Origin of the sequence: Lactococcus lactis (assembly GCF_029023865.1) — a bacterium.
Classification (GTDB): domain Bacteria; phylum Bacillota; class Bacilli; order Lactobacillales; family Streptococcaceae; genus Lactococcus; species Lactococcus lactis.
This window is the reverse complement of sequence record NZ_CP118969.1, coordinates 2,210,599-2,222,976: the sequence shown is the minus strand read 5'-3', so window position 1 is coordinate 2,222,976 and position 12,378 is coordinate 2,210,599. Positions and strand designations below refer to the sequence as shown.

13 protein-coding genes are annotated in these 12,378 nt (G+C 35.0%); 11 read left to right on the top strand and 2 right to left on the bottom strand.

The genetic code is table 11. The features are described 5' to 3' along the window. Position 1: 1 nt before the first annotated feature. From PYW37_RS11255 to PYW37_RS11240, 4 genes are all read left to right on the top strand, one after another. Entirely contained in the window at positions 2–592 is a 591-nt protein-coding gene (locus tag PYW37_RS11255) for an HK97 family phage prohead protease (RefSeq protein ID WP_044009607.1), read from the top strand. Positions 593–805: 213 nt separating this feature from the next. Next, a complete protein-coding gene (locus PYW37_RS11250) occupies positions 806–1,135 on the top strand; it encodes a hypothetical protein (protein ID WP_025016914.1) in 330 nt (109 codons plus the stop codon). A 103-nt stretch (positions 1,136–1,238) separates the two neighbouring features. Beyond that, positions 1,239–1,559, top strand: coding sequence for a sigma factor-like helix-turn-helix DNA-binding protein (locus PYW37_RS11245; protein WP_025016915.1), 321 nt, complete (start codon positions 1,239–1,241; stop codon positions 1,557–1,559). Positions 1,560–2,239: 680 nt separating this feature from the next. Beyond that, entirely contained in the window at positions 2,240–3,061 is an 822-nt protein-coding gene (locus PYW37_RS11240) for a putative RNA methyltransferase (RefSeq protein WP_023188642.1), read from the top strand. Positions 3,062–3,083: 22 nt separating this feature from the next. Here the strand turns inward: PYW37_RS11240 and PYW37_RS11235 are convergent, their stop codons facing one another. Beyond that, complete coding sequence (locus tag PYW37_RS11235; RefSeq protein ID WP_004254660.1) at positions 3,084–3,365, bottom strand: DUF3270 domain-containing protein; 282 nt, start codon at positions 3,363–3,365, stop codon at positions 3,084–3,086. A gap of 220 nt (positions 3,366–3,585) precedes the next feature. Between PYW37_RS11235 and PYW37_RS11230 the strand changes: the two genes are divergently transcribed. From PYW37_RS11230 to PYW37_RS11210, 5 genes are all read left to right on the top strand, one after another. Then, complete coding sequence (locus tag PYW37_RS11230) at positions 3,586–4,509, top strand: peptidase U32 family protein (protein ID WP_025016916.1); 924 nt, start codon at positions 3,586–3,588, stop codon at positions 4,507–4,509. Positions 4,510–4,644: 135 nt separating this feature from the next. Then, positions 4,645–4,812, top strand: a complete 168-nt coding sequence (locus tag PYW37_RS11225) for a hypothetical protein (RefSeq protein ID WP_004254670.1) — start codon at positions 4,645–4,647, stop codon at positions 4,810–4,812. A gap of 256 nt (positions 4,813–5,068) precedes the next feature. Continuing rightward, a complete protein-coding gene (locus PYW37_RS11220; RefSeq protein WP_023188646.1) occupies positions 5,069–6,361 on the top strand; it encodes a peptidase U32 family protein in 1,293 nt (430 codons plus the stop codon). A 197-nt stretch (positions 6,362–6,558) separates the two neighbouring features. Further along, a complete protein-coding gene (locus tag PYW37_RS11215) occupies positions 6,559–7,536 on the top strand; it encodes a D-2-hydroxyacid dehydrogenase (protein WP_025016917.1) in 978 nt (325 codons plus the stop codon). Beyond that, on the top strand, positions 7,523–8,662 hold the full coding sequence (locus tag PYW37_RS11210) for a nicotinamide-nucleotide adenylyltransferase (protein WP_010906251.1): 1,140 nt from the start codon (positions 7,523–7,525) through the stop codon (positions 8,660–8,662). Before PYW37_RS11215 ends, PYW37_RS11210 begins: the two co-directional genes overlap by 14 nt. A 67-nt stretch (positions 8,663–8,729) precedes the next feature. Here the strand turns inward: PYW37_RS11210 and mgrA are convergent, their stop codons facing one another. Beyond that, the gene (mgrA, locus tag PYW37_RS11205) at positions 8,730–9,734 is read right to left on the bottom strand and encodes an L-glyceraldehyde 3-phosphate reductase (RefSeq protein WP_023188647.1); all 1,005 of its coding nucleotides are present in this window, start codon (positions 9,732–9,734) and stop codon (positions 8,730–8,732) included. A gap of 128 nt (positions 9,735–9,862) precedes the next feature. Between mgrA and PYW37_RS11200 the strand changes: the two genes are divergently transcribed. After that, on the top strand, positions 9,863–10,597 hold the full coding sequence (locus PYW37_RS11200) for a MurR/RpiR family transcriptional regulator (protein ID WP_025016918.1): 735 nt from the start codon (positions 9,863–9,865) through the stop codon (positions 10,595–10,597). A gap of 278 nt (positions 10,598–10,875) precedes the next feature. Further along, complete coding sequence (locus tag PYW37_RS11195) at positions 10,876–12,264, top strand: glycoside-pentoside-hexuronide (GPH):cation symporter (RefSeq protein WP_004254704.1); 1,389 nt, start codon at positions 10,876–10,878, stop codon at positions 12,262–12,264. Positions 12,265–12,378 lie beyond the last annotated feature (114 nt).

The window sequence follows — 12,378 nt, the reverse complement described above, 5'->3', positions numbered from 1 at the left end:
AATGACTAAAAAAACAGAAATTAATTTTGGGATTGATAGCAAACTAGAAATTAGAGACGCAAATAAAAAAGCAGGATTCATTGGACAAATTGCAGGGTATGCCGTTGTATTTAATAAGCCAAGTGTGCCTAATGCACCTTTTATTGAGTATATTTCTTCATCGGCGCTCAATAATGTTGACCTAAGCGATGTATTAGCTTTATATAACCATGATTACGCCAATGTGCTAGGCAGAGTTGATGCAGGAACTTTAAAGTTAAGCATTGATAAAGTCGGCTTGCATTTTGTTTTGGATATGCCAGATACAACAGTGGGCCATGATGTCTATAACAACATAAAGGCTGGAAACCTTAAAGGCATGAGTTTCGGCTTTGTCGTGGCAGACGGTGGCGATTCATGGCAACAAGGAGCAAGTAAACCTGTCCGAACAATCAACCAACTTCAAACATTAGGCGAAATAAGCGTAGTAAGTAAACCAGCTTATGATGATACTTCTATCAATGTCACTCGTTCTCTCAAACAATTTGAAGACGAGCGTACACGAAAGTATAAAGAAAAAGTAAGAGCTTATCTTGACGGATTGAGTGATTAGATTATAATAAAAAAACCTAGTCTATATTGGCTAGGTATTTATTGTTAATGTCAGAAAAAGCGAAAATGATACTGTACTACGGTATCATGATACCGTTAGCGGTAGCAAGTTTATAAGCGTGGTTAAGCCATTTGTGGGACTTTGATACCGTGGTACCGTACTTTTCCTACTTCGCTAGGAATTTATAATATAGCACGAAAGGATATAAAATAGATGGTTAGATATTATTGGGGGAGACCTCAAGATGTTGTAAGGTGGTATCTTAGAGGAACGCTATACCTAAGCGCTCAAAGCAGAAAATCTTATATTGAAAAGATAGGAGCTGAACCAGGTAACTTACCAAGGCTTCTTAAATTATTAGATAATCTTGATGAGCTATTTGATTCAGTCGATACTGACAGCATAGCATTACTATGTTTGAGATACGTTGAGTTATTAAGTATCGCAGAGACTACAAAGCGCACAGGACTATCAGCTTATCAGATTACAGCTAAGACAGGTAAGGTCATGAAGAAAGCTAAGGAAATTATATCTAAAGTATGATATAATAGTCTTATAAAAAAAAGACGCAGAAATGCGCATGGTATGATAATGCAGGAAAGTATCTCTAATTGTGGGGGTGCTTTTTTGTTTGGAGGATTGTATGATGAATGAGCTAGAGTTTAATATCAGATTATATCTCACAGGTACAATGAAGTCATGGACGGATAGGATAGACAGCTCAGACCAACTCACACCACAACGCTTTATATTCAAAGCAATGACAGAGGTGTTTGATTCATTGAGTGATGATGACCTAGAGTTAATCAGACTTAGATACATGGAACGCATGACACTATCAGAAGTTGCAAGCCGTTATCTGTTAAACGAACATACTATTAGAAACCACACGAACCCAACTATTAAGCAAGTGAAAAAGATTATAAAACAAGGTAATGAACTTTCAATAAAACAAAAAAGCCCGTGAATTTTCACGGACAAATATAAAGAAAAGTAGTAATAATTTACCTAACCCTATTATATCATTTTTTCTCTATAATTTTTAGATACCCCCCCTCATTGCTATTAGGAATACCGTATACCAATGGTTCCTCCCTGAGTAAAAAAGTGATTTTCTAAAATTTTTGCATAGGGGGGGTACAATCGGTAAATGGTATGGTTAAGGGATTTTTTGGTAATAGTTTCCCCTTTTTAGCCTTTTTTTAGAGTTTTTAGCCTATTTCCTCCTTTTTGGTGTGCAACTTTTGATGGTCAATTATCCTAGTTATCATTGCGGTTGAGCGATTTCGTTTCAGAAAAAAAGTTTTCAAAAATCACTTTTTTCGAAAGGGAGCCACCATTGGTATACGGTATTCCTAAAACAAATAGGGGCGGGGGTATTCATCTTTTAATAATTTTTTTACGTTTTTATAAAAAAAGTCAGCAAAATTAAAAGCCGTATATCATGGATATACAGCCCCTTGCCTGACAAAAATTTGTTCATTTTTTTAACGCTTTTTACTACGTTCGTGTTTTTTTACGTCTTTTACTACGTTTAAAAAGCTGTATATTATGGTCTAATGGGTCGTGTTTTTAGTGCATAATTGTATAAAACGTGTATTTTACCCTCTATTTGGCTCTAATGGGGAGCTGTGATAAAATAGAACTATGTTAAAAAAAATTGAAAAAGCTTATTTACTTTTAGAAGAAAATGTGGAAATGTTGAGATGTCCAATTTGTCATGGTAAATTTCAATTGGCAGCCTATGCCTTAAAATGTGAAAATAATCATACTTATAATTTAAACAAGAAAGGTTATGTTAATTTTTTACAAACAAAAGCTGACACAGAGCATTATACGCGTAAAATGTTTGAACCACGTAGACGCCTAATTCAAGCAGGGATGTATCAAAATTTACTGACAGAAATTCAAAAATCATTTGTCAGTGGAAATTTACTTGATGTTGGAACAGGTGAAGGTTCATTTTTAGAACTCCTAGAGGGTGCGGGGGCGAAGTTTGCTTTTGATATTGCTAAAGATGGAATTGAAATGGCAACCGAATTAGATACGAAAAGTTTTCTGTCCTTAGCTGATTTAACTAATCTCCCTTTTGCTGACGAAAGTCTGTCAGTAATTTTGAATATTTTTACGCCTTCAAATTATGCAGAATTTCATCGAGTTCTGACAGAAAATGGCCGGGTTATTAAAATTATTCCTGACAGAAATTATTTACGTGAGTTGCGAGAAGTTTATCAACTTCCAGTTGATTATGATAATCAAGCAGTTATTGAGCGTTTTAAAGAAGAATTTCCTAAGAATACTCAACAAACAATTGATTATACTTTTGAAGTTCCAGAAAATTTGCGTCAAGATTTCTTATTGATGAGTCCATTAGAATGGTCAGTTTCTGAGGAAAGAAAAAAATTTGCAAAGGAAAATCCGCCAAAAACAGCGAGAATTCATGTGCAAATTTTAATTGGAATAAAATAAAAAACTGTCTATTAGGCAGTTTTTATTTCATCATAAATTTAATCGCTTTAGCAATTCCTTTTTTCACGGAAATATAAAGAGCAAGCGAGAGAACAATAGAAACTGGAATAGCAATCCAGCTTGCCAATAAACTCACCAAAATGTAAGTAGTAAAAACAAGAAAAATTGAGAAAACAGCAATATTCGTGAAGAAGCTTAATTCTTCAATTCTTTTGTTGACTTGTCTTTGCTCAAAATTTTTACTTTCGTTATAATCGACATATTCTTGCTTCTCATAAAAATCTTTTAAATTCTTTAATTCCATAATTTTCTAGCACTTTCCTATATTATGTAATCAATTATAGTATAAAAAGCAAAGGTTTACGTTACTCGAAATTTAAATGCATTACTATTTAGTTTCGTTTGGGTTAAAATAAAATTAACCTATACTTTTTTATGAATAAATATCATTTTGAGTAGTAAATTTTAGTAAGAGGATGAATTAGAAAAAACGTGTAAGAGAACAATATGATATAATTATCACTATGATTACTATTACTTCTACGGCAGAAAGCCTAGAGCAAGCTAAAGCATTGCTCGAAGCTGGAGTCGACCGTTTATACATTGGTGAAAAAAATTATGGTTTACGCGTACCAACTGCCTTAACCAACGAAGAGATTCAAAAAATTACAGAACTTGCACATGATGCAGGAAAGACAGTGACTGTCGCGGTCAATGCTCTGATGCATACAGAGATGATGACAAAAATAAAAGATTTTTTAGATTTCTTAGTTGAAATTAAAGCTGACCGAATTGCAGTAGGTGATGCGGGTGTGATTTTTGTTTTGCAACGTGATAAATATGAGTTACCATTTACTTATGATGCCTCAACCATGGTTGCTTCTGCCCGCCAAGTTAATTTTTGGGCCAAACAAGGGGCAATTGAAGCTGTTCTTGCACGTGAATTGCCAAAAGAAGAACTTGCTGATATGACCGATGAACTAGTTGTACCAGGCGAAATTTTAGTTTATGGTGCAACAGTGATTCATCATAGCAAACGTCCATTGGTGCAAAACTATTATAATTTCATCAAGACTGAGGAAAAAGGCAAAGACAGAGAAAGAAATCTTTTTGTCTCTGAACCTAAGAAAGTTGATACACATTATTCAATCTTTGAAGATAATCACGGGACGCATATTTTTGCTAATGATGATTTAGATATGATGACAGAACTTTCAGATTTAGTAGCAATGGGTTATGACCATTGGAAATTGGATGGAATTTTTACTCGTGGTGAAGATTTTGTAGCGATAAGCAAACTTTTTGTAGAAGCTAAAAAGCTGATTGAAGCAGGCGAATTTACAGAACTTAAGGCTTTCCAACTAGATGAAGAAATCCGAAAAATACATCCAGCAGGACGGACACTATCACACGGTTTCTATGATTTGGACAAAGATGCCATTAAATAAAAAAAGAAAAGAAGTTGTTCATTTACTGACAGCTTTTTTTGATGAAAAACTATTGTCAAAGGTTCGTAAATCATTTATAATTAATTTTAAATAAAATTCATAAAAATTTAAATTAACTCTCTAGGAGAGAAAATAATGATTAAATTTCAAAAATATTTTTTTCCGTTGCTGATACTGATTGTCTGGCTCATTATTTTGTTCTTTGACCCAGGAACAAGAGAAAAAATAATTTTGACGCTCATATTGATTATTGGGGTACTTATTCTTTTCGTTATAAATGATATGAGAAAATCAGGAAAATAAAGTTGAAATAGAGGATTTACTGACAGAAATGTAAAAAGCTTTATCAATAATTCTGTCAGTAAAGATGAGAGATAAGCAGCATAATGTCAAAGAACTTTGTCACATTTGAAGGTTTAAATTTGGCAAGAAATCCTGTAAAATAAAGAAACAAAGAAGTTTTGGCTCGCAAATTTACTGACAATAAATTTGACTAAGATTTTTTCTTTTTGGAGCCTTTTCAAAATACTTACAATCTTGAAAATTGGAGAATTGAAACATGTCAATTACAAAAACACGTCCAGAGGTGCTTGCACCAGCAGGAACACTCGAAAAACTAAAAGTCGCTATTGATTATGGCGCAGACGCAGTATATATTGGTGGACAGGCCTATGGCTTACGTTCACGCGCAGGTAATTTTACTTTTGAAGAAATGGCTGAAGGGGTCGCTTATGCAAGTGCCCACAACGCTAAAGTTTATGTAGCAGCCAATATGGTGACACATGAAGGGAATGAAAAAGGGGCGGGCGAATGGTTCCGTACATTACGTGATTTAGGAATTTCAGCGGTTATCGTTTCTGACCCTGCTTTGATTGCCATCTGCGCTGCTGAAGCACCAGGTTTGGCCATTCACTTGTCAACACAAGCGTCTGCTACTAACTATGAAACCTTAGAATTCTGGAAAAATTTAGGACTTGAACGCGTTGTTTTAGCGCGTGAAGTTTCTGTAGAAGAGTTAAGAGAAATTCGTCAACATACTGATGTTGAAATTGAAGCTTTTGTTCACGGAGCCATGTGTATTTCGTACTCAGGACGTTGTGTCTTGTCAAATTATATGAGTATGCGTGATGCTAACCGCGGTGGATGTTCACAATCTTGCCGTTGGAAATATGATTTATATGATATGCCATTTGCTGGCGAGAGAAAATCGATTACTGGTGAAGTCACTGAAGAATTTTCAATGTCAGCCGTTGATATGTCAATGATTGAACATATTCCTGATATGATTGAAAATGGAGTTAATTCCCTCAAAATCGAAGGAAGAATGAAATCAATTCACTATGTTTCAACAGTTTCTAACGTTTATAAAGCAGCTATTGATGCCTATTTGGAATCACCAGAACGTTTTGAAGAAATAAAACCAGCCTTAGTTGATGAATTATGGAAAGTAGCTCAACGTGAATTAGACACTGGCTTTTATTATGGAACACCTGATGAAAATAAACAACTCTTTGGGGCTCGTCGTAAAATTCCTGAGTACAAATTCGTCGGAGAAGTCGTTGACTTTGATGCTGAAACAATGGTAGCTACGATTCGTCAAAGAAATGTTATCACAGAAGGTGACCAAATTGAATTTTACGGTCCAGGATTCCGCCACGTGGAAACAATGGTCAAAAATCTTCGTTTGGCAGAAACAGCTGAACATATTGACCGTGCACCAAACCCAATGACCCTTTTACATATTGATGTTCCTTTTGCGGTTAAAGCAGGGGATATGATTCGTAAAAACGGCTCAGGTTTGATTAATCTTTATGATAAAAAAACAGGTCTTGCTAAAACAGTACGAGCTTAATAAAAATAAAAAGAGAATTTTTGCTGAAATTCTCTTTTATGTCATTTTAGGACTGATAATTTCAGAATTGTCAAACTTCTATTTTTTATAAAATTAAGGCAAAGTGCTATAATCAAAGAAAGAAGATAAAGAAAACAAGGCTTGACTTTATTCTCTTTAAGTAGTCTTTAAAATTCATTTTATACAAAGGAGTCCCAATGATAAAAGCAATTGCCTTAGAAAATGTTTGGTTAAATTTTTCAGATGAAACAAAAGCGGCTTTCAAGAAAAATAAAGCTTACCAGTTTCAATTTAAAAAAGAAGAAGAGCTGACAGAATCAGATTTTCTGGAAACAGAAGTATTAGTTGGTCTGCCAAAGCCTGATTTATTAGCAAAATATAAAAATTTAAAATGGCTCCAACTTTTATCAGCTGGAACCAATGGTTATACTCAAGGAGCAAATTTTCCTCAAGAGGTAGTTTTGACAAATGCAACAGGAACTTATGGACTTACGATTTCTGAGCATTTACTAACAATGGCTTTCGTTCTTCTAAGAAAATTTGACCTTTATCAAAAACAACAAGAAAAAGAAATCTGGGAAAATATTGGTCAGATTCAATCTATTTATGGCTCAACAGTATTGGTTCATGGTTTAGGTGATATTGGAAGTCACTTTGCACAAAAGATTCAAGCTTTGGGAGGTCATGTCATTGCAGTCAAACGAACTGTTTATGGTGATGAAGAATTTGCTGATGAAGTCTATGCCGAAACTGACCTAGACAAAGTTTTACCGAGAGCTGATATTATTGCTTCAAGTGTCCCTGGGACCCATGAAACTTATAAATTATTTAATCAAGAAAAATTTGATTTAATGAAAGAAAATGCTATTTTCCTAAATGTTGGTCGGGGAACAAATGTCGATTTAGAAGCCTTGGGTGATGCTCTTGAGTCTAAAAAAATTGCTGGGGCAGGAATTGACGTGACCGACCCAGAACCATTGCCTAAAGGTCACCGGGCTTGGCATACAGAAAGACTATTAATCACTCCTCATGCTTCTGGCGGTTATACTCTTCCTGAAACATGGCGTCGCTTTATGAAAATATTGGAAAAAAATCTTGATGCCTATGCAAATGGTAAGGAATTGACAAATATTGTTGATATGAAAACAGGATATAAACGAAATGCTCACAAATAATATTTCAAAATCAAAATTAAGTGGAAAAAATATCGGTATTTATTTTGGAACTTTTGCTCCTCTACATACGGGGCATCAGCAACAAATCTATAAATGTGCGAGTTTGAATGACGGGGTCTTGCTTGTCGTTTCCGGTTATGATAATGACCGTGGTGCTCAAATTGGCTTACCTCTTGAGAAACGATTTCGTTATTTGCGTGAAGCTTTTAATGATGAAGAAAATATTAAAGTTTCGATGCTTAATGAAAATGATTTACCAGAAATGCCTAATGGTTGGGACGAATGGGCAAATCGTTTATTTGAATTGATTCATCATAATACATTGGAGAGAGATTTATCAGTCACTTTTTATGTCGGCGAATTAGAATACGCAGCAGAATTGAAGAAACGATTTCCAGCTGACGGGAATCAATATGCTGTTGAAATTGCTGACAGACATGATATTTCACTATCAGCCACACAAATTAGAGAAAATCCGCAAGAACACTGGACTCACATTAATCGCGTCTTTAGAAGACATTTTTCGAAAATTGTAACCGTCATGGGTTCAGCTTCAACAGGTAAATCAACCCTTGTTCGCCGTTTGGCACGTTCCATTAATGCTCCGTTTTCAGAAGAATACGCTAGAGAATATGAAGAAGCTTTTAATATTGATGATGATGAGTTGAAAATGGATGACTATGCTCGAATGATTACAGGTCAATATGATGCAAATTCTCGCGAAGTCAATTCGCCTGCTAACCAAGGAATTGTCTTTTTAGATACTGATGCCATTGTGACCAGAGTGTACGCTAAATTATACTTACCTAGAGAAGATTTCGAGCAGCTTGAACCTCTATTCAAGAAAACAATTGCCGATGAACGAATGGATTTAATTTTAGTCATTCCACCAATTACAGAATATATTGATGACGGCTTTCGTCATATGGAATGGGAAGAATCACGTCATGAATTCCATGAAGAATTGATGCGTCAATTAGCTGAGTTTGGTTTAATGGATAAAGTTGTTATTTTAGATGACGAAGGAGACCATAGAGACCAAGAAGGTTATTTAACACGTTATCATCATGCAATTGATGCTGTTCACGAATATACTGGTGTAAAAATTGACCGATTGAGCTATTAATTTTACTGACAGCTTTATTTAGAAAATAAAAAGTTACTGACAGATTTGTCAGTAACTTTTTTATTCTTTATAAGAGCTTTTCAATCTTAATTAATTCTTCGTCAGTAAATTTCAAATGTTCTAAAGCTGCCACATTTTCAATGATTTGTTGCGGACGGCTTGCGCCAATTAAAGCAGAAGTGATGCCTTGAACCTTGTCATCTCTTTCTCGTAAAACCCAGGCCAAGGCCATTTGAGCTAAAGATTGTCCACGACTTTGAGCCAAATCATTAAGCGCTTGGACTTGTTCCAATCTTTCTTTCGTAAGACTGTCATCATGCAAAGTTGCATAATGAGGATCACGCATTCGCGAATCTTCAGGAATACCATGTAAATATTTTTCGGTTAAGAGCCCTTGGTACAAAGGTTTAAAGGCGATTGTTCCTATCCCCGCCTCCGTCAAAGTTTCTTGCAAATCATCTTCAATCCATCGATCTAGCATTGAATAACGAGGTTGATGAATCAAGAGTTTAAAGCCTAACTTTTCAGCCGCTAAGACCGCAGCTTCGGTTTCTTTGGCGGAATAATTGGACAAACCTACATAAAGTGCTTTTCCGCTATCCAGAGCGCTCTTTAAAGCCCCCATTGTTTCTTCAATCGGTGTATTTGGGTCAGGACGATGTGAATAAAAAATATCAACATAGTCAAGTCCCAAGCGTTCCAAAGATTGATCAAGACTAGCCAGCAAACTTTTTTTGCTGCCCCAGTTTCCATAGGGTCCAGGCCACATTGGATAACCAGCTTTAGTTGAGATAATTAACTCATCACGCAGTTTTTGGAAATCTTCTTTCAAAATACGACCAAAATTACGTTCTGCTGAACCGGGTTCTGGCCCATAATTATTGGCCAAATCAAAATGAGTAATTCCTAAATCAAATGCCGTATGAATCATGTCCCTCGCATTTTCAAAATCATCTACCGAACCAAAATTATGCCAGAGTCCTAATGAAAGGGCAGGCAATAATAAACCAGAATTTCCAGCTGGGCGATAAATCATGTGGTCATAACGAGTGGGATTGGGAATATAAGTCATTACTTTCTCCTTAAAAATAGAAATAAAAACGATTTCAGGGAATTATAGCAAATGTAAGCGTCAAATGTTATAATTTTAGGATAGAAAACATTTTTTGATAACAACAAGTGAATCAATGGAGTAAAAATATGTCCAATTTAACCAATGCTGAATCCTATACTTGGCAAATTATTCAAGAAAACTATGAGAAAATTCCACAATTATCAATTTCAGAATTGGCAGAATTGGCTCATGTTTCTCTCTCAACTGTCAATCGAACAGTAAGAAAAAAAGGTTTTGAAGGTTATGGTGAATTTAGATATTCAATTCGTGAGAAAAAGCTTCCTGAAATCAATGGTTTTTCCAAAGAAGTCTTGGGGGCTATTGCTAAAAATCAAGAAGAACTTTTGAAAACATTAGAAAATATCTCTGCTGAAGAAATTGAAAAAGCTGTGGAGTTGATTCAAGAATCAGAGGAAATCTTAATTTTTTCACGAGGCTTATCAACAAACGTTGCTGACGAACTGATGAAAAAGTTGCAACTTTTCCGTAAGCCCGTCAGTTTGCATGATGATTCAAAATACATGGCTTACTATGCCCGTTTCGTTAATGAAAAAAGCCTAATCATCGTTTTATCACTTTCAGGAGAAACAGTAGAAATTTTAAATGCTCTAAATATTGCCAAAGGACAAAATCCCAAAATATTATCCTTAACTGTTAATGCTAATACCAGTCTGACCAATCTTTCGGATATAAGTTTGATTGGTTACAAGAGTAGTCTTGAGGTGAATTATTTTGATTTAGATGTTCATAGTAGACTCTCATTATCCATTTTATCAAGAGTTCTAATTGATGCTTACTCCATTTATACTTTAAAACAATAATGCTTCGATATCAAGTCATATCGAGCTTTTTTTTATAAAAAGAGCAAAATAGAAAGGGTTTCCAAAAGATAAGCTGAAATTGGAAACCCTTTCTTAAATCAAAGTGTTATACTCTAAATGTGAGCGATTTCAAAATGAAATTGAAGACTGTTTCGCTTTTAAAAACTTATCCAAAATAAAAGTTTTCCCAACCAAGGATTACTCGTTTCAAAAGGCAAAACAGTAGCTTTGTAGATTTACTTATGAATTAAGTAGATTTAGTATAAAGGAGGATTCCCATGAAAGAGGGAAAAATGAAACAACGTTTATCGTACGCTTTTGGTGCATTAGGACATGATGTTTACTATTATTCAATTAGTACATTCTTCATCGCCTTTGTAACGGCACAAATGTTTGCTGGAACACCACATGAGGATGCGATGATTGCTTTAGTCACTAGTTTAGTCGTTATTATTCGTTTAATCGAAATTATTTTTGACCCAATCATTGGTTCAATTATTGATAATACCCACACAAGATGGGGAAAATTTAAACCTTGGTTGGTTGTTGGTGGGATTATGTCATCTTTGATGATTATGCTCATGTTTTCAGACTTCTTCGGACTAGCAAAAAGTGATAATCGTACATTATTTGCCATTGTCTTCATCATTGCCTTTATTATTCTTGACGCCTTTTATTCATTCAAAGACATTGCCTTCTGGTCAATGATTCCAGCGCTATCAGAAAAAAATTCTGAACGTGAAACACTTGGAACTTTCGCCCGTTTTGGCTCAGCAATTGGTGCGCAAGGGGCAACTATTTTAGCGATTCCAATCACAATTTTCTTTACTAAAGGTGGACATGCTCAAGGAGCAAGAGGATTCTTTGCTTTTGGTGTTATTGCCGCTTTGGTCCAAGGAATTTCGGCTTTGGTAACCGCTTGGGGAACTAAAGAACAAAAATCAGTTATTCGTCAAGAAGGAACCAAAACAAATACATTGGATGTATTTAAAGCGCTCCTAAAAAATGACCAATTAATGTGGTTGTCACTTTCATATATTTTATTTGCCATTGCTTATGTGGCAACAACAGCAACTTTAATTTTGAACTTTACTTTTGTTATTGGAAATGCTAGTCTTTATTCAATTACAGGAATTGTCGGATTCATTGGTTCAATCATTCTCGTTCCAATGTTTCCGATTTTAGCTAAAAAATTTGGGCGACGCAAAGTTTTGACTGGAGCAATCATTTCAATGCTTCTTGGTTATCTCTTGTTCGTTTTAGGAAGTTCAGTAGCAATGACTGTTGCTGGATTAATCTTCTTAACTGCCCCCTATCAACTTGTTTTCTTGTCAGTATTAATGACAATTACTGACTCGGTAGAATATGGTCAATGGAAAAATGGAGTACGTAATGAAGCCGTAACGCTTGCCATGCGTCCATTGCTTGATAAAATTGCCGGCGCTTTCTCAAATGGTATCTATGGATTTGTGGCAATTTCAGCCGGAATGACAGGTTCAAAATATATCGCTGGTCACACTTACGGTGTGGCAACATTTAAACTCTACTCATTTGTAGTTCCAGCCATTTTGATGATTATCGCTTTAGCAGTTTATTTATTCAAAGTTAAATTGACTGAAAAACGTCACGAAGAAATTGTTGCAGAACTCGAAGAACGTTTAAAATAGGTAAATAATTTACTGACAGCTTTTGTAAGATAGAAAATAAAAAGATGAAATTTGTTTAAACTGTCATCAGTAAATCTGTCAGTAGAATTTTTAAAATTTGATTAAAGGTCATTA